The sequence below is a fragment of the Paraburkholderia domus genome (assembly GCF_905220705.1).
GTDB lineage: Bacteria > Pseudomonadota > Gammaproteobacteria > Burkholderiales > Burkholderiaceae > Paraburkholderia > Paraburkholderia domus.
Window position 1 is genome coordinate 233,624 of the sequence record NZ_CAJNAT010000001.1, and the last position, 17,297, is coordinate 250,920.

15 protein-coding genes and 2 pseudogenes are annotated in these 17,297 nt (G+C 60.4%); 8 read left to right on the forward strand and 9 right to left on the reverse strand.

The window, feature by feature from the left end:
- Positions 1–3: 3 nt before the first annotated feature.
- From KHO31_RS00965 to KHO31_RS00980, 4 genes are read right to left on the reverse strand one after another with little or no spacing between them, the layout of a single operon-like run.
- The gene (locus KHO31_RS00965) at positions 4–831 is read right to left on the reverse strand and encodes an amidohydrolase family protein (protein ID WP_211622525.1); all 828 of its coding nucleotides are present in this window, start codon (positions 829–831) and stop codon (positions 4–6) included.
- Positions 831–1,667: an SDR family NAD(P)-dependent oxidoreductase gene (locus KHO31_RS00970; RefSeq protein WP_090692604.1), complete on the reverse strand. Its 837-nt coding sequence runs from the start codon at positions 1,665–1,667 to the stop codon at positions 831–833. The genes KHO31_RS00965 and KHO31_RS00970 overlap by 1 nt, the downstream gene beginning before the upstream one ends.
- Positions 1,668–1,677: 10 nt before the next feature.
- Entirely contained in the window at positions 1,678–2,238 is a 561-nt protein-coding gene (locus tag KHO31_RS00975; RefSeq protein WP_201085113.1) for a carboxymuconolactone decarboxylase family protein, read from the reverse strand.
- 23 nt (positions 2,239–2,261) lie between these two features.
- On the reverse strand, positions 2,262–3,569 hold the full coding sequence (locus tag KHO31_RS00980) for a cation:dicarboxylate symporter family transporter (RefSeq protein WP_090692597.1): 1,308 nt from the start codon (positions 3,567–3,569) through the stop codon (positions 2,262–2,264).
- 375 nt (positions 3,570–3,944) lie between these two features.
- Between KHO31_RS00980 and KHO31_RS00985 the strand changes: the two genes are divergently transcribed.
- Both KHO31_RS00985 and KHO31_RS00990 read left to right on the forward strand, forming a co-directional pair.
- Positions 3,945–4,901 (forward strand): LysR family transcriptional regulator, encoded by a 957-nt coding sequence (locus KHO31_RS00985; protein WP_211622527.1) that lies wholly within the window; start codon positions 3,945–3,947, stop codon positions 4,899–4,901.
- A 53-nt stretch (positions 4,902–4,954) separates the two neighbouring features.
- A complete protein-coding gene (locus KHO31_RS00990; protein ID WP_211622529.1) occupies positions 4,955–5,746 on the forward strand; it encodes an IclR family transcriptional regulator in 792 nt (263 codons plus the stop codon).
- A gap of 17 nt (positions 5,747–5,763) precedes the next feature.
- Here KHO31_RS00990 and KHO31_RS00995 read toward each other — a convergent pair whose 3' ends face one another.
- The gene (locus KHO31_RS00995; RefSeq protein WP_090692586.1) at positions 5,764–7,098 is read right to left on the reverse strand and encodes an MFS transporter; all 1,335 of its coding nucleotides are present in this window, start codon (positions 7,096–7,098) and stop codon (positions 5,764–5,766) included.
- Between the two features lie 249 nt (positions 7,099–7,347).
- Between KHO31_RS00995 and KHO31_RS01000 the strand changes: the two genes are divergently transcribed.
- Complete coding sequence (locus KHO31_RS01000) at positions 7,348–8,130, forward strand: enoyl-CoA hydratase/isomerase family protein (protein WP_211622531.1); 783 nt, start codon at positions 7,348–7,350, stop codon at positions 8,128–8,130.
- A gap of 17 nt (positions 8,131–8,147) precedes the next feature.
- Positions 8,148–10,253 (forward strand): acetate--CoA ligase family protein, encoded by a 2,106-nt coding sequence (locus KHO31_RS01005; RefSeq protein WP_211622532.1) that lies wholly within the window; start codon positions 8,148–8,150, stop codon positions 10,251–10,253.
- Between the two features lie 29 nt (positions 10,254–10,282).
- Here KHO31_RS01005 and KHO31_RS01010 read toward each other — a convergent pair.
- Both KHO31_RS01010 and KHO31_RS01015 read right to left on the reverse strand, forming a co-directional pair.
- Positions 10,283–10,498, reverse strand: a pseudogene (locus KHO31_RS01010) (DDE-type integrase/transposase/recombinase); the annotation flags it as partial.
- 81 nt (positions 10,499–10,579) lie between these two features.
- Positions 10,580–11,281 carry a YoaK family protein gene (locus KHO31_RS01015; protein ID WP_201085110.1) on the reverse strand — a complete coding sequence of 234 codons (702 nt, stop codon included), beginning with the start codon at positions 11,279–11,281 and terminating at the stop codon, positions 10,580–10,582.
- 297 nt (positions 11,282–11,578) lie between these two features.
- Between KHO31_RS01015 and KHO31_RS01020 the strand changes: the two are divergent.
- Positions 11,579–12,100 (forward strand): annotated as a pseudogene (locus tag KHO31_RS01020) (LysR family transcriptional regulator); the annotation flags it as partial.
- A gap of 16 nt (positions 12,101–12,116) precedes the next feature.
- Here the strand turns inward: KHO31_RS01020 and KHO31_RS01025 are convergent.
- Together KHO31_RS01025 and KHO31_RS01030 are read right to left on the reverse strand one after the other, a co-directional pair.
- On the reverse strand, positions 12,117–12,281 hold the full coding sequence (locus KHO31_RS01025; protein ID WP_201073190.1) for a cupin domain-containing protein: 165 nt from the start codon (positions 12,279–12,281) through the stop codon (positions 12,117–12,119).
- Positions 12,282–12,386: 105 nt separating this feature from the next.
- Positions 12,387–13,085 (reverse strand): FadR/GntR family transcriptional regulator, encoded by a 699-nt coding sequence (locus KHO31_RS01030; protein WP_201085109.1) that lies wholly within the window; start codon positions 13,083–13,085, stop codon positions 12,387–12,389.
- Positions 13,086–13,542: 457 nt separating this feature from the next.
- Between KHO31_RS01030 and KHO31_RS01035 the strand changes: the two genes are divergently transcribed.
- From KHO31_RS01035 to KHO31_RS01045, 3 genes are all read left to right on the forward strand, one after another.
- The gene (locus KHO31_RS01035) at positions 13,543–15,153 is read left to right on the forward strand and encodes a sugar ABC transporter ATP-binding protein (protein WP_211622534.1); all 1,611 of its coding nucleotides are present in this window, start codon (positions 13,543–13,545) and stop codon (positions 15,151–15,153) included.
- Positions 15,150–16,166 carry an ABC transporter permease gene (locus KHO31_RS01040; RefSeq protein WP_211622536.1) on the forward strand — a complete coding sequence of 339 codons (1,017 nt, stop codon included), beginning with the start codon at positions 15,150–15,152 and terminating at the stop codon, positions 16,164–16,166. Before KHO31_RS01035 ends, KHO31_RS01040 begins: the two co-directional genes overlap by 4 nt.
- An 81-nt stretch (positions 16,167–16,247) precedes the next feature.
- Positions 16,248–17,192: an ABC transporter substrate-binding protein gene (locus tag KHO31_RS01045; RefSeq protein WP_211622538.1), complete on the forward strand. Its 945-nt coding sequence runs from the start codon at positions 16,248–16,250 to the stop codon at positions 17,190–17,192.
- Positions 17,193–17,297 lie beyond the last annotated feature (105 nt).

Sequence of the window (17,297 nt, forward strand, 5' to 3'; positions counted from 1 at the left end):
CCGTTAAAAATACAGACGCCGTGGGTTATCCACGAGTACCGCCTCTTTCGTTTTGTCATCGCCGCAAACGTCCTGGACGAACCTGAGCAGACACGCGTCGTCCGGAACGTTGCCCTGCACGTTCGGGTGCGGCCAGTCCGTGCCCCAGATGGCCCGCTCCGGGGCAGCGGCGAGCAACATCCTTGCGACGGGTATCGCCGCGGTCCAGGATGACGGCACACCTTTCATCATCCGGTCAACACCAGATAACTTGATCCAGCGTTTCGTGTGACGAAGATGTTTTGCCAGTTCCTTGAGCCGTGATTCATCGGGTTCGCGCGTCGCTTCCTCGCGCCCCATGTGGTCGATCACCAGTGGGATATCCAGATCGCTCCATGCGTCAAGCACCGGCAGGAGCTGCCGCAGTTGGCCGTGCAGCAGGGCATGCCACCCGAAAGGCTTGATCCGCTCAACGAGCACGCGCAACTGGTCCAGATTGCGCTCTCCCGGTAGATGCCCCATGAAGTTGAAACGAATCCCTCGAATTCCGCCGTCGTGCATTGTCTGCAACGTTGCGTCGTCGACTGTGCCGTCGATCAGCGCCACACCGCGGTAGCGGCCCTCAGTGATCGCGAGAGCGGCAAGCAACGCGCGATGATCCGTCCCATAGCAGGCGGCCTGAACCAGCACGCCGTGGGAAATGCCGAGTCCCTGATGCATTTCCAGCAAGCGGGTCATCGGCGCTTCGGCTGGTCGGTAGGCAGCATCATCGGGAAGCGGAAACGACTTCCATGGACCGTAGATATGGGTGTGGCAGTCCCACAATCCGCCTGCCTGGGCGCTCATCATCATCAATCGCACCGCGCGGTCATACCACCGTCCACAACGATCTCGGTACCCGTAATGAACCGGGCTTCGTCCGAGGCAAGGAACAGGGCAGCGTTTGCCGTATCGCGTCCATCGCCCATGAATCCCAGCGGGATACGCGCGACCCGGCTTTCGAGCAGCTTGTCCACATCCCCACCGGCCCGTTGACCGGCCAGTCGGACTTCAACCATCGGCGTGTGAAGTTGGCCCGGGACAACGGTATTGACGCGGATGCCCTTTTTTGCGTACTCGACAGCGACGACTTTTGAGAGTTGGATCACCCCTGCCTTGCAAGCTGCGTAGGCGACCTGCGCGGACCCCGTCCAGCGAATGCCCGAGGTCGATGCCGTGTTGACGATCGCCCCACTTCCCTGCTCTTCCATAACAGGCAGGACGTGCTTGCAGGTCAGGTAGACACTTTTGAGATTGAACGCCACCTGGGCATCCCATTTGTCCTCCGGCAGTGCTACCGGACCGCCAGAAGCAGAGCCGCCGACGTTGTTGACCAGAATGTCCACCCGGCCATATTTGCCCCTGCATGCAGCGACCATTGCCTCCACTGCTGCGCTGTCGGTAACATCGCACGTGTGCGCGGTTACTTCGCCACCTGCTTCTCGTGCACGGCGCACCGTCTCATCCATCGCCTCCGCACTTTTGTCGACGGCGAACACGGTCGCACCTGCCTGCGCAAAAAGGACCGCGACGGCGCGTCCATTGCCCCATCCCGGGCCTACGCAACCTGCCCCGGTGACAATTGCCACTTTTCCCTTAAGGCGGCCTGCGTAATTGCTGAAATGGCTGCTGTTCAATGACGTTTCCATAGTAGTTACCTCAATCAAATGTGTTGGGCAGTTCGGGAGCGACGCCAGCCGGAGGTGGCACCTCGAACACCTTGATCGTCATCGAGATCAGGGTGTAATAGCCGGCGATGCCGACCAGATCAACGAGTCCGTTCTGTCCTATGGCGCGCGCGAGGTCGCTATAAAGCTGATCACTGATTGCGCGATTCTCATGAAGTTGTTTCATGAAGGCATAGACCAGTGCTTCATCCTGCTGCGCGAACGTGGGCTCCCGCCCATCGCGGATAGCGTCGATGACCTCCAGCGACAAGCCGGCCTCGAGCGCGAATGGTTTGTGCGCAGCCCACTCGTATTCCGCGAGCCAGTGTCGACCCATCAGCAGGATGGCGAGTTCTGACAGCCGGGGCGTAATGCTGCTGTCGTACCGGCAATAGCGTCCGAGTGCCTGTGCACGGTCCGCCAGCTGCGGACGGTGCAGCCAGACTGCGAGGGGTCCGCGGACTCCCTTGCGAGGCCCGCTCGCAATCGAGTCGTAGACTGCGCGCTGCTCTGGATCGAGGCGATCAGGGTCAATGGGTGATATGCGCTGCATGAATTTTTCCTTTGACGATATATTCAGTTCGACTGGACTGCGCCGGCCTGGGCCGCGGGCTTGCGAAGCTTCAGACAGGAACTACGGGGCCGCTTGCCGGTTTCCCGCGCATAAGCTTCCGCGTCGAACGCACCTTCCCAGCGGGAAATAGCAAACACCGCCATCGTGTTGCCCACAACGTTGACGAGGGCGGTAGCGGTGGCCATCACGCGATCGATACCAAAGAGGAGTCCCAGGCCACCTACCGGTAGCGTGTGAACTGATTGCAGGGTTGCCGCGAGTTTGACAAAAGCGCCCCCTGCGACAGTTGTGCCGCCTTTCGACGTGAGACTGAGGATGGCGAGCAGTCCAAGCTGCTGCCAGAGCGAGAACGGCGTGTCGGTCGCCTGCGCGATGAACCCGATGGCGATTGCCATATAGATCGATGTGCCGTCCAGGTTGAAGCTATAACCCGCCGGGAGGACGAATCCGACAACGACTTCATCGCACCCAGCCTTCTGCAGCTTTTCGACCAGTCGCGGAAACGCGACCTCGCTTGACGCCGTACCGAATATCAGCAGGATCTCGTCACGGATCAGCCGGAGAACGCTGAAAAATGGCAGCCCGATCCCCCAGCTAATGGAACCGAGCACACCGAACACGAAAAACAAGGACGTGACGTAGTACAGAACAATGACCTTGAGAAGATAGACGAGCGTCATTCCGCCGTAGCTGCCTATCGCCGCGGCCATCGCGCCGAACGCGCCAAGCGGTGCAAGTTTCATAATGAAGGCCAGCATCCGGAACAGGACGTTCTGTGCCTCATCGATTCCCCGCAGGATGACGGAGTCGGCGCCCACCGCCATGTTCAGCGCCAGCCCGGCAAGCAGCGATATGATGAGGACCTGAACGATATCTCCCTTTGCGAACGCGTCGACGAGGGTATGCGGTATCAGGCTAAGCAGGTAATTGACCGCCGAGATATTGGCGGCGCCCGAGGTTGTTTTGAGCGCCTCTGCGCTCTCGGCAATGTTCGAAGCGTGAAGACCCGCCCCCGGCTGGAACAGGTTGACCATCGCAAAGCCGAGCACCATGGCAAAAGTGCTGACAACCTCAAAATAAACGAGGGACTTCACGCCCATCCGGCCCAGCATGCGCAGATCCTTCACATGCGCCAGTCCCTGAACCAGCGTGCAGAAGATTATCGGTGCGAGCATCATTTTCAGCAGCGCGATAAATCCCTGTCCGAGCGGCTTCATGGCAATCGCAGACTGGGGTGCAGCGAGACCAAGTACAACTGCGCATGCAAGGCCAATCAGTACCTGGACATGCAGTTTTCTTAGGACGTTCATTAGGTATCCTACGTGTACCACTGCGAAGCGACAGCAGATAGACGACTGCAAGCCTTGTCGTATGAGCAGTGCCCGAACGAAAACCTTTAGCTATTCCGACGGCATCCCTCGCCGGGAGCGCCGTGGAAGCTGCGGGTTTGACTAGGGTCGCGCCAAAGCGCCGGTCAGATTGAGAGCCGCCGCGTAGGCCAGCCGTTCGAGACCCGGGCGCTATCAGACGTAGGAAAGCAATGAAAGACTGGAAGGTACAGCATGATGTCTCCAAAATTTGCGAACTGCTCTTGTATTTGCGTTAAGCATATCGGTCGGCCAATACTTTGACAAAGACCGTTAAAACATGTATTCCTATGCTTTTCTGGCATAGCTTCTCCTGTCATGGACTTCCGGGAACTACGAAGTTTTGTGCATGTTGCCCGTGCGGGTAGCTTCAGCAGGGCTGCTTCGGACCTGTACATCGCGCAACCAGCGCTCAGCAGACAGATCGCGAAACTGGAGACGGACATCGGCGTCCCGCTACTGGTTCGCCACGGTCGTGGAGTAAGGCTGACGGCAGCAGGAGCGCGTCTGCTGGAAAGAGCAGAGTTGATCATTCACATGGTTAGCGAAACCGGGGAACAGGTCCGGGCCAGTTCCGACGAGGACCGGGGCCATCTCGCCGTCGGATTACCGCCGACAATCGGGATGTTGATAGGTGCCGAACTGATCCGGGATTTCAGGACCCTATGGCCTCGGGTCAGCCTGCACATGCGCGAAGGTCTCAGCAGCTCGCTCCAGGAGTGGGTACTGGACAAGCGCGTCGACCTCGCGGTCGTTTATAACCAGCCATTGCTCGATTCTTTCGATGTCCGGCCACTGTTCAGTGAACCCATGTTCCTCGTGGGACCGCCTGGGGCGCAGTCAGCCAGGCGCGAATATCAGGTCCGGGATCTCGGGGACATCCCGCTGATCCTGCCTGGGCTCCCGCATAGCAACCGCCGGCTAATCGAGCAGGCGGCAATTCAGCACGGTGTACGGCTACGTGTAGAACTTGAAGTCGACAGCGTCGCACTAACAAAGCAACTCGTGAAATCGGGGGCGGGTTATTCAATTCTCACCTATATCGCGATCCAGCAGGAAGCGGCTCGCGGCGAGCTTACGGCGCTCAGCATCGAGCGGCCTGCGATCCGTTCGACCGTCGCTATTACGACGCTGCGAGAAAGCCGGCCGTCGCGTCTTGTCAATGCGTGGTCCACGTTACTGCAGGAAAAACTTCGCGGGCTCACCTCAAGCGACGCATGGAAATCTGATGTCGTCTGGCTGCAGGGGCGAGATCTGACAGACCCGGGACGTTGATCGGCAAGCCAGGCATTCGCGCTTCACGCAGCAACTTCGACATCAAACATTAAATGGCAAATCGTAAAGGTGCATTACCGGCCGCCACGCCGTCCAGATTGAATCGCTCGCTCGAGCGCGGGATCGAACTGCTTCGCGCGTTTGGCCCCGGTGCGGCGCTTCTCGGCAACGGAGATCTGGCCGAACGAACCGGTTTGCCAAAGGCTACCGTGAGCCGTCTGACGCGAACCCTCGTGCAGGAAGGTTATCTCGAGCACGATGCGGCGCGCCGGGCCTACAGGCTTGGCCTGCCGGTACTGAGTCTTGCACAGGCATTGCGTAGCGGGTCGACCGTACTGAGTGTCGCAGGCCCACTTATCCGTGAAACGGCCCAGCAATTGCACATCAATGTCGGGATTGCAGGGGCCGACCGGCACGAAATGGTCTACCTTGAGTCAATCCGCTATAACCAGCGCGCGTCCTTGCGTACCATCGTGTCAGGGCAACGCGTGCCCATGGAGCTGACGTCACTCGGCCGGGCCTATCTCGCGATGCAGCCGAAGGAGAATTTCACGCTGCTAATGGACACCTTCCAGCGGCGCGGACGAAATGACTGGGCAATGCTTGCGCGTGAAATCACCAGCGCCGTCGAAGCAGTACATCGCAACGGATTCTGTGTGGCGAGCTGGCAACCCGAAGTCATCGCGCTCGCCACACCACTCGTCATCCCGGGACACCAGTTGCTTGTGCTTAACTTTAGCGTACGCACCACAACGTCTCAGGACGGCATCGTGCGTGAACTGGCGGCGAAGCTGCTGCGCCTGCGCGACGATATCACCGCTGAATGCGCACGTCTCGAGGGCTAAGCGCCTGCATGCCGCCATCACTCACGGCGTTCGCTGATCGCCCGCGCGGGGATGCCGAGCACAACCGCAAGACCGCCGAGAATTGAAACGACCGACACCGCATACAGGCCCATTGCGCTGCTGCCGAAGTGGGTCGACGCAAAGCCGATCACAGTCGGAGCCGAAATGCCGCCGAACTGACCGAGACTGCTGATGAGACCAATGCCACTCGCTGCGACGGTGCTCGACAGGTAAGCTGGCGGGATCGTCCAGAAAAGCGACAACATGCCGAGATAACCGGCAGTCGCGACGCACAGCAGCGCCACCAGTACGCCTGCGTGATTCGCCGCAGCAGGCAGAAGCGCGACGCCGAACGCAGCCATCAGCGCGCTCGCCATAAAGTGCCACCGCCGCTCCAGCATGCGGTCCGAGTTGCGCCCGAGCAGGTACATCGCAGCAGCGCCGACCACATAAGGAATGGCAGACAGAAGCCCGATATGCCAGAAATTTGTTACACCGCTTTTCTGGATCACGCTTGGCGCCCAGATATGCACGACGATGCTCGCCCACGGTACGCTGAAATACGCGAAGGTCAGAAAGTAGAACTTCGGCTCCTTCAGTGCCACCCAGATCGAACCGTGCGCGCGGCCGGCTTTCGTCTGCGCGTCGCGCTTCAACTCGCTAAGCAGAAACGCCTTTTCGTCGTCCGAGAGCCAGGTGGCCTGCTCCGGGCGGTCGGTCAGATAGGCATAAGCGAATAGTCCGGCGACCACCGATGGCAAGCCTTCGAGCAGAAACAGCCATTGCCAGCCCTTGTAATCGAATAAGCCCGACATACTGTTCAGTATCCACCCTGACAACGGTCCGCTGATGATCCCCGACACGCAGATCGCCGTCATGAAGATTGACGTGACGCGCGCCCGGCGCGCTGCGGGAAACCAGTAGGTGAAGTAGAGAATGACGCCCGGGAAAAAGCCTGCTTCGGCTGCGCCCAGTAAAACCCGAGCGATATAGAACTGCGTGGGAGTATGGACGAACGCCGTGCCCGCTGAGACGATGCCCCACAATACCATGATGCGCAACAGCGTCTTTCTTACACCGACCCGGGCGAGCCACAGATTGCTCGGCACCTCAAAGAGCATGTAGCCGACATAGAACAGACCGACGCCCAGCCCGAAAGCGGCATCCGAGAGGCCAATGTCTTTTGAGAACTGGAGGTGCGCAAAACCGACATTCGCACGGTCCAGATAAGCAAAGACGTAGCACACAAAAAGGAACGGCAATAGCCGCCAGGTGACTTTCCGGTAGACGCCTTCTGCTTCAGGCTGCCCGGTGGCGCTGTCATCGATTGAACTGGAAGGGGCTACCTGCATGGTGTCTCCGGTCTTTATAAGTGGTCACAGGTGCGTCGTGTATGTGCCCTGCGTTGAATTCATTATCGACGCCGGAAGGACGCTGACAAGAGCTCAATTCCACACAGTGAAACTGCGGCAGCTGACCGAACGACCAGCGCGTTAGTTTCACTGTGTGGAATTGGAGTGATGTCTTCGGCAGGATGTACGGCTAAGCTGCACTAACGCGATCAAGCAGTCCGCGACGTCAATTCCCCTATCGAGACACGCATGAACCCATCGACCATTCAAGTCACCATCGAATCCCGGATCGCCACGATCACGCTAAATCGTCCGGAAAAACGTAACGCCATCTCCAACGAGATGCGCCTCGAACTGATCACAGCACTAGAGGAAGTGTCACGAGACCGGCAGGTGCATGCGGTGGTCCTGACGGGCAACGGTAAAGGCTTCTGCGCGGGCGGTGACGTAAGCGGCATGGCTGAGCGCATGCAGGCCCCCGCCGGAGAGATTGCATTCAACGGCTGGTCGCGCCAACAGCTCGTGCATCACACGGTCAACCTCCTCTACTCCATGCCCAAACCGACTATTGCCGCAGTGAACGGAGCGGCCGCTGGCCTCGGCGCCGACATGGCGCTCTCGTGTGACTTCGTTATCGCGTCAGAGGAAGCAAGTTTCGCATGGAGTTATATCAAACGCGGTCTGATTCCCGACGGCGGCGGCATGTACTTTCTGCCGCGCCGCGTGGGGCTCGCCCGTGCCAAGGAGCTTGTTTTCAGCGGACGCAAGGTCGATGCAAAGGAAGCGTTGCAACTCGGCATCGCGGATCGGCTCAGCACACCCGCCGCTCTCCTGGGCGACGCGCACGCATGGGCTGCGGAATTGAGCGTCGGCTCGCCCACCGCACTCGCACTCGGCAAGTCGATTCTCAACCAGAGCTACGAGCTCTCTGCGCCGCAGGTATTCGCGCAGGGCAGCCAGGCACAGGCCGTCTGCTATACGAGCGGCGAGCATCGCGACGCGGTGCTCGCGTTCCTGAACAAAAGCAAATGAGCGCCAGGGAGACCAACATGAATGCTATTTCCAGACTGATGCGCCCTGCGAGCGTGGCGGTGATCGGCGCCTCGGCGGACCCGGCGAAAACTGCCGGTCGACCGGTGGCTTACCTCAGGAAGCACGGTTTCGAAGGCGACATCTATCCCGTGAATCCGCGCTATGAAACCATTGACGGCCTGCGCTGCTATGCCGATGTGAAGTCGTTGCCCCATGCGCCCGATGTCGGCATCGTACTGCTAGGTGCCGAACGCGCCCATCTTGCAGTCAAGGAACTGGCCGATCGCGGCACCAGCGCGGCGATCGTTCTGGCAAGCGGCTACGCTGAGACTGGTCAGGAAGGCGCACAACGGCAGTCGCAACTCGTCGAAGCAGCTGGAGCCATGCGCCTGCTTGGGCCGAATACCATCGGGCTCGTCAATCTGACTGACCGCATCACACTGTCGGCAAGCGGCGCATTGGAGACCGATCGCTTTACCGTCGGTGGGATCGGTGTGGTGTCGCAAAGCGGCGGGATTCTTGGTTCGTTGCTGTCGCGGGCAGCCGCACGCGGAATCGGCCTGTCGAAGCTCGTGTCGACCAGCAATGAAGCCGACCTCGACATGGCGGACTTCGTCGACTATCTCGTCGACGACGATGCAACATCTGTTATCGCTTTGTACATGGAGGGATTGCGCCATCCGGACAGGTTCCGCCGCGCCGCATTGCGCGCGCAGGCCGCGGGTAAGCCGGTCGTGGTGTTCAAGATTGGCCGGTCGGAGTCCGGCGCCCGTTCCGCCGTCTCGCACACGGGCGCCATGGCAGGTTCCGACCGGATGTATGACGCGCTCTTCGGGCAGGTCGGCATCATTCGCGCGCAGACCTTCTCAGACCTGCTCGACATCCCTCATGCGCTTGCCACTCGCCGTACGCTGCCCGGAAAACGGGTCGCGATCCTGACATCGACAGGCGGTGCCGGCACGCTCGTCGCCGACAGTCTGGGCATGGCGAACTTCGAGACGCCGCCCCCTGACGAGGCGACCGCTGTGCGCTTGCGCGCATTGCAAACGGGCGATCATGCGGTACTCGACCGCAACCCGATTGACGTGACGCTGGCCGGCTTGCAACCGGATCTTCTGCGCGGCGCAATCCGTACGCTGCTTGATAGCCCAGCCTATGACGCGGTAGTCGTGATTGTCGGATCGTCGGGGCTCGCGATGCCTGACCTGATGGCTGGCGCGATCCGCGACTCTCTGCCGGGCAGCGACAAACCCGTAATGGCCTTCGTGAGCCCTCATGCGCCGGAAATCACACGCCTGCTGAACGAACAGGACGTCCCCGCATTCGTCTCGCCCGAAAGCGTGACGAGTGCACTCGCGGCAATGTGGTTCCACGGTGAAAACATGCGCAGTGCTTTGCGTTCGGACGACCGCCCGCCTGTAGCGGAAGTCGACACAATCGACCTCCCGGCCGGCTCCCTGAATGAAGCACAGGCTAAAGCGCTCTTCGCAAGCTTCGGCGTGGCGTCGGTACGCGAACGGACGGTGGGTAGCGTGGTGGAAGCTGAAATGGCCGCCCGCGAACTCGGTGGCAAGGTCGTGCTCAAGTTACTGTCGAGTGAGATTACGCACAAGAGCGAAGTCGGTGGCGTGGCGGTCGGCCTGAACGTCGACCAGATCGGCTCGCGCCTGAACCGCATGCGCGATGATGTCCAGATCGCGACCGGCGTGTCGGCAAATGCCTTCCTGGTGCAGGAAATGGTAAGCGGAGGAACCGAACTGATTCTCGGTCTTCATCGCGATCCGCTCGGCACCGCATTGCTACTCGGCATGGGCGGCGTCACGGCAGAGCTGTTCAAGGACACCACGATGCGACTGCTGTCCCCCGAGTCGCCGCTCGCGCGTGAAGAAGCACTTGCGATGATCCACGAACTGAAAACGTGGCCGCTGCTCGACGGATTCCGTGGACGGCCTCGCGCCGACGTCGATGCGCTTGTGGACGCAATCGTTTCATTTTCGCGCATGGCCGTGCAACTCGGAGACAGGATCGTCGAGGCGGAAATCAATCCGCTCTTCGTGCTCCCCGTGGGACAGGGCGTGCGTGCCGCTGATGGTGTCGCCGTGCTCGCGCCAGAAAACGCTTGATGAGTGAACAGGCGCGGGGCGTATCGCCTATGCTTCACGTCGAGTAGTTTCGGGATGTCGCCTTTCGCCGCCGGATAGCTGCGCAATTGATCGGTGACGATCGTGCGTGGCACCGGGTTCGAGCGCAGCACACGCTTGAAGAAGCGTTTGGCGGCGGCTTTGTCGCGCCGATTTTGCAGCAGGATGTCGAGTTCGACGCCGTGCTCGTCGACTGCACGCCACAGCAGGAAAGGTTCACCACGCAGGCCTTATCTGGCAGAGGCCGCGGCCCTTCTTGCGCCAGCAAATGCGGTGAATATGGCCAGGAGAATTAATGGACACTAACATCACTCGCCGGAACTTTGCGCGGTGGCCTCGTCGCCGCGCTGGCGAACCAGCAGGACTATCTGTAGAAGCGCTGCAACAAGAAGTAGCACCGCAAGCCAGAGTGCACCGTCATGCAGCGCCCGTGTGCTCACGCCTCCTAAAACCGCGCCAGCAAAAAAGCAGAAACCTGCCATACCAAGCAGTGACGCATCGTGCAACGCAGCCCTATCGTAGTTCGGGATAAAGCCCTCCATAAGCTTCTTCGCAGCTCGCCGCAGATTTCCTGTCGTCATGACTGATGTATAGGTCAGCTTCTCCACGTGCGTAAATGATAACGTCTGCAAAGTGGCGACAAACGAAATGCCGGGGATAAGCCAGGCGTCCGAGTCACCGAGCAGACCGCTTGCCGCCACGGCCAAAAAGACGATCTCGAGTAGCAGACAAACGAGCGCCGGACGACGGATCGATGGCTTGAGGGCATCGAGGCGCAGAAGATGAACGACAAATACCGCGAAGACGAAAGCGATCAAGGGAGGGATGTGCCGGGCCGCTTGAGCCCACTGTCCTGCGGCTATCTGAATGCCGAGAAGTGCGACGTTCCCCGTCATCGTGTTGGCAAATACGCCACCATGCCCGACATACGTGAATGCGTCCAGAAAGCCGCCCGACAACGTCAACAGCATAGCGACACTACGATTTCGACTTGCCGAATCAAAGTCCATCTCTCTGACTCCTGTTTCACATCATTCGAGCAAATATACCGGTTGCAGGCCTCTTCGCAATCTGTGGATCGAACTCAGCGCTCGTTCGTAGCCCGAACTCAAAGCCGGAAATAGCTCGAATGGCTAGCTTCCGTCTCACTACGAGGACGATTGATAACCCGATGCATCAATCATTCAAACCAACGACCCGAGGTTCGTAGTATGGATCAGGGACTGCATAGACGCGCGCCATCGCGGCGGCGTAGTCCCGGCAGAATCATGCAAAATACTCGGCATCTGACATGCGGAGGCTGGCCCGTGGGAATTAACTTCGATTTGACCGACTTGCAGGCGTTTCGCGCGGTGGTGGAGCTGGGAAGCTTCCGAAAGGCCGCCGAGGCGATCAGCATTTCGCAGCCCGCGTTGAGTCGCCGGATCGACAAACTGGAGGAAGCGCTCGGCGTGCGGTTATTCGAGCGCACCACGCGCAGTGTCACGCTGACCACCATCGGCCGCGTGTTTGCGCCGAGCGCCGAGCAACTGCTGGACGATCTCGACGTCGCACTGCTCGGCATCCGCGATGTCTCATCGAGCCGCCTGGGGCGTGTGACTATCGCGTGCGTGCCTTCGGTGGCCTACTACTTTCTGCCGAACGTCATCGCAAACTATCATCGCCGCTTTCCGCGCATCAGGGTCAAGCTGCTGGACTCGAGCGCGAACGAGGTGCTTGGCTCCGTCATCAGTGGCGAGGCCGATTTCAGCGTGAGTTTTATGGGCAGCCAGGAGCCTGATATTGAGTTCAAGATGCTGCTGCAGGAGCGGTTTGTTGCTGCCTGCCGATTGGAATGATTGATGTTCATTTGTTATCAATCGATGTCCGTCGAGAACCCACTTCGATCTCGGCGTCGCCCGCCGTTAGATGGAGACCCATCCGCAGCACACCCGTGACGACGAAGAACAGCTCATCTTCGTGCCGGTGATGATGCCAGTTGAACGTACCGCTACCTTTGGCCAACTTCATCAGAAAATCGTGCAGATCACCGCCCACCCTGGGCGTCCATGCACCACAGCGTGAGAGGCCGGCAACATTTAGTGGACGCATGTGTGCAAAGACGCTTACAAGACATCATCCCGTCTCAGTCCACCGTATCTCGGATGCCTTCAGATGGCTGCGCATCGCCGATTGAGCAGCGAGCGGGTCGCGCTCCTCGAGTGCGCGATAAATCGTCTCATGCTCCTCGAGCGCTGCCGCCCAGGTTTGCCCCGTTTCCGCGTGTCCGCTGAGACGCGCTGAAATCGGACTGTGACGCTCGTCGAACAATTCGGTCACCATCCGGACCAGCACGAGATTGCCGGTCATCTCTGCGATACCCACGTGGAACGCGCGATCATGGTCGAGCGGAGAACGCCCTGCCTTGATCTGAGCGCGCATCCCATCGAGCGTCTCGCGCAGGCGGGCCAACCTCTCCGGCGTAATCAGCGCGGCGGCCAACACGATCAGCGAGCCTTCCAATACCGCGCGTGCCTGCATCAACTCGGACGGACTTTCACCCAAGGCGACGGTTGCATTCGGCGAACGCTCGGGCGTCCGGCACACGTAGACACCGGAACCCTGGCGAATCTCAACGGAGCCTGCAATCTCCAGTGCGATCAACGCTTCTCGCAATGAGGGCCGCGAAACACCCAGTTGCTGGGCGAGATCGCGCTCGGGAGGCAAACGTGCGCCCTGGGCAAAGCCACCCGACTGGATGAGCGCCCGTATCTGATCAGCGATGTGTTGATAGAGACGTTTCGTCTCGACCTGTTTGAGTTGGGTGCTTGTCAAGTGTCCTCCCTGGAACCCGCATATCGCCCGCCGCGCGAAAGACCGGATTGCGTTTTGGTCAGGCCAATTTACCGCGACGAAAGCTCGATAGAGATTATAGGCCACCCGTCCGCATGGCCGCCAATAAGCCTCCAGTCTGTGCGCTTGCCGCTCCAGCTCCCGGCTTCTGGCAACTATTGTCAGCCATGGATACGACTGAACCCACTCGTCAAAATTAAAAGTGGCTTGACCAATTTACACTACGTATCTATGATCAATTTGCCCCCACCGTTCGCTGCCGCACCGGATACGGGTTCGATTCGCAAAGAACAAAACCACGTACCCGCCCACCCAGCGGAGTCACGAATTGGAGACAGCCTTGCTGGAATTCTCAACACGGCCCGCGCCGCGCCGCGCTCTATCGGCGCGCCCGCATTCGGGTCATGCCCGCCTCGCAGTTGCTCCCGGCGAACATCGTATGTCTGCCCTGTCCGCCCGTGTATCGGCGTCCGAACCGGTAAACGCCCCGGCTGCCGATGCGCCGGCTCGCTCCTCACGGCCCGACGAGAACGGCGAGTTGTTGCGACTCACGGGCGTGACCAAGCGCTTCCCGGGCGTCGTCGCGCTAGACAGCGTCAGTTTCGACTTGCGGCGTGCCGAAGTTCATGCCGTTTGCGGAGAGAACGGCGCGGGCAAATCGACGCTGATGAAAATCATCAGCGGCCAGTATCCGCCCGACGATGGCTCCATCATCTACAAGGGCAGCGAATGCCGCTTCGCTTCGTCGCTCGAAGCTCAAGCGGCAGGCATCGCCATCATTCACCAGGAGCTGAACCTGGTGCCGCACCTGTCGGTGGCTGAGAACATCTTTCTCGCCCGTGAACCGCGCCGTGGTGTATTCGTCGACCGGGCGCGTCTGCGCGCCGATGCGCAGCGCTGCCTCGACCGGCTCGGTGTCGACATCGCACCGGGAACACTCGTGCGCACGCTCCCGGTCGCGCAACGGCAAATGGTGGAAATCGCCAAGGCGCTCTCGCTGGACGCCGAAGTGCTGATCATGGATGAGCCGACGTCGTCTCTTACGGAGACGGAAACCTGTCAGCTGTTCAGGATCATTCACGAGCTGAAACGCGCCGGCGTCGGAATCATTTATATCTCGCACCGGCTCGATGAAATGACCGAGATCGTCGACCGCGTCACCGTCATGCGCGACGGACGCTATGTGTCGACGGATGTGTTCCGCGAAACCACCATCGATAAGGTCGTCGCACGCATGGTCGGCCGTTCGCTCGAAGATAAATTTCCGCCGCGCACGTCCGTTCCGACCGGGGAGGTCTTGCTGTCGGTCGATCAATTAACGCGCGCCAATGTCTTCGGACCCGTCAGCTTCGAATTGCGGCGCGGCGAAATCCTGGGTTTCGCCGGCTTGATGGGCGCGGGCCGAACGGAAGTCGCGCGCGCGATCTTTGGCGCCGATCTACCCGACAGCGGCACGATCAGGCTAGGTCACGAGACCCTTGCGATCCGCTCGCCGATCGACGCGATCCGGCGCGGCATTGCGTACCTGTCGGAAGACCGCAAGGCCAACGGCCTGTCGCTCAACATGCCCGTCGCCAGCAATATCACGCTGGCCAACATGGATGCGGTCTCGAACCGCCTGGGTTTTATACGCTTCGCAACCGAGGCCGCCGTTGCGAAACGCTACGTGGACGCGCTGGGCATACGCACGCCGAGCGTCAGGCAGATCGCACGCAACCTGTCAGGCGGCAATCAGCAGAAGGTTGTCATCAGCAAGTGGCTGTTTCGCGACTCACGGGTGCTGTTCTTCGACGAGCCCACCCGCGGCATCGACGTCGGCGCCAAATTCGCGATCTACGAACTGCTCGACAAGCTGGCGGCGCAAGGCATCGGCGTGGTCATGATCAGCTCCGAGCTGCCCGAGATTCTCGGCATGACGGATCGCGTGGCCGTTTTTCATGAGGGCGACCTCGTAACGATCCTCGAGACGCGCCAAACGAGTCAGGAAGAAATCATGCATTACGCCTCGGGACGCAGAGGCGCTTCGGACACCTCGGGAGCTTCGCAATGAGCACGCTTACACGTCCCAGCCGTTCGCTTGCCAGCGAACGGCGCAAGGATCTGATTCAGAAGTTTGCCGCCTTCGCCAGCCTGATTGTGATGATCCTGGTGTTCTCGTCTACGAGCGAGGCCTTCCATACCGTCGACAATGCGATGACCGTCGCGCTGCAGGTGACCTCGATTGCCTACCTTGGCGTCGCCGCGACCTGCGTCATCATCACCGGCGGTATCGACCTCTCGGTCGGCTCGGTGCTCGCGCTGTCCGGCGTCGTGGCGGCCCTCGCGGTGAAGGCCGGCATGCCGGTCACCGTCGGCATGCTGCTTGGCATCGTCGTCGGCGCGCTGTGCGGCGCCGTGAACGGTCTGTGTGTGACGCGCATGCGCCTGCCACCGTTTATCGCCACGCTCGGCATGATGCTCGTGGCGCGAGGTGTGGCACTGCAAATCACCGGCGCACGCCCCGTGTCGGGGCTGGGTGAAGCCTTCGGTGTGCTCGGCAACGGCGCGCTGTTCAGGATCGAGACGATTGGGGCGGACGGCTTTCCGGACGTGACGTTTCCAGGCATCCCCTACCCCGTGCTCCTGATGATCGTCATCGCGATCGCCGTGTCGATCATGCTAAGCCGCACCACACTCGGCAGGCATATTTACGCGGTCGGCTCGAACGCCGAAGCGGCCCGGCTGTCCGGCGTCAATGTCGCGCGCGTGACGATGTTCACGTATGTGCTCTCCGGCGCGCTTGCAGGCGTCACCGGCTGCGTGCTGATGTCGCGACTGCTCACCGCGCAGCCGAATGAAGGCGTGATGTACGAACTCGACGCGATTGCCAGCGCGGTGATCGGCGGCACGTCGCTGATGGGCGGCGTCGGCACGATTTCCGGCACGGCGATCGGCGCTTTCGTGATCGGCATTCTGCGTAATGGGTTGAACATGAATGGAGTGTCCAGCTTCATTCAGCAAATCATCATCGGCCTGGTGATTCTGGGCACTGTCTGGATCGACCAGCTCCGCAATCGCCGGTGAAATCCATCGGCGGTTCGGACCGGCTGGTCCGCGCCGCCGAGAAGTCCATGTACGACAACAAATCCTCACAGGAGTAGAGACATGCGCACATTCCAACTCAGCCTGCTGGCCGCCACCCTGATGCTGGCCACCGGACTTGCTCGCGCCGCCGGCGGCGAGATCGCGGTTATCGTGAAGACATCGAGTTCCAACTACTGGCAGAACGTCCAGAAGGGCGCGAATGCGGCAATGGGTCAACTCAAGGGCTACACGATGACTTTCCAGGGCCCGGCGGCGGAAACCGCCATTGCCGACGAAGTCAACATGGTCGAGAACGCGGTGAATCGCAAGGTGGCCGGCATCGTACTTGCCCCGTCCGATCCCGACGCGCTCGTGCCGGCCGTCAAGAAGGCGTGGGAAGCCCATATCCCGGTCGTCATCATCGATTCAGCGCTCTCCGATTCCGGCAAGCAGTACTACCAGTCATTCCTCTCGACCGACAACAAGAAGGCGGGCGAACTGTGCGCCAAAGCGCTGATCGATCGCGTGGGCCAAACCGGCAAGGTCGCGGTCATGTCCTACGTGGCCGGTGCGGGCTCGGAAATCGGCCGGGTCGGCGGGTTCCGCGACTATCTGAAGGCACATTCGCAATTGCAGGTGGTGGGACCTTTCTATTCCAACTCGCAGATGGCGACTGCGCTCAATCAGACCACCGACACATTGACCGCCAATCCCGACCTCAAAGGCATTTTCGGCGCGAATGAGCCAACCGCGGTCGGCATGGGCCGCGCGCTCGAACAGTCCGGCAAAGCCGGCAAAGTGGTGGCGATCGGCTTCGACGGCAATCAGGATCTCCAGGGGTTCGTCAAGGACGGCACGCTTGCCGCCACCGCCGTACAGGGGTCGTACCAGATGGGAGAGCTGGGCGTGAAAACAGCGGTCAATCTGATCGAAAAGAAACCGGTGTCGAAGAACCTCGATACCGGCGTGGTGATGGTGACCAAAGACAACATTGACAAGCCCGAAGCGAAGAACGTGCTGTATTGACCATCCTGGCGGATCCGGGCGGCTCGATCGAAATCGCGCCCGGCTGCCGCCGCAAGACGTACTCGAACTAACGCTGCGCCGGTCGAAACGGCGACGAAATAAGGA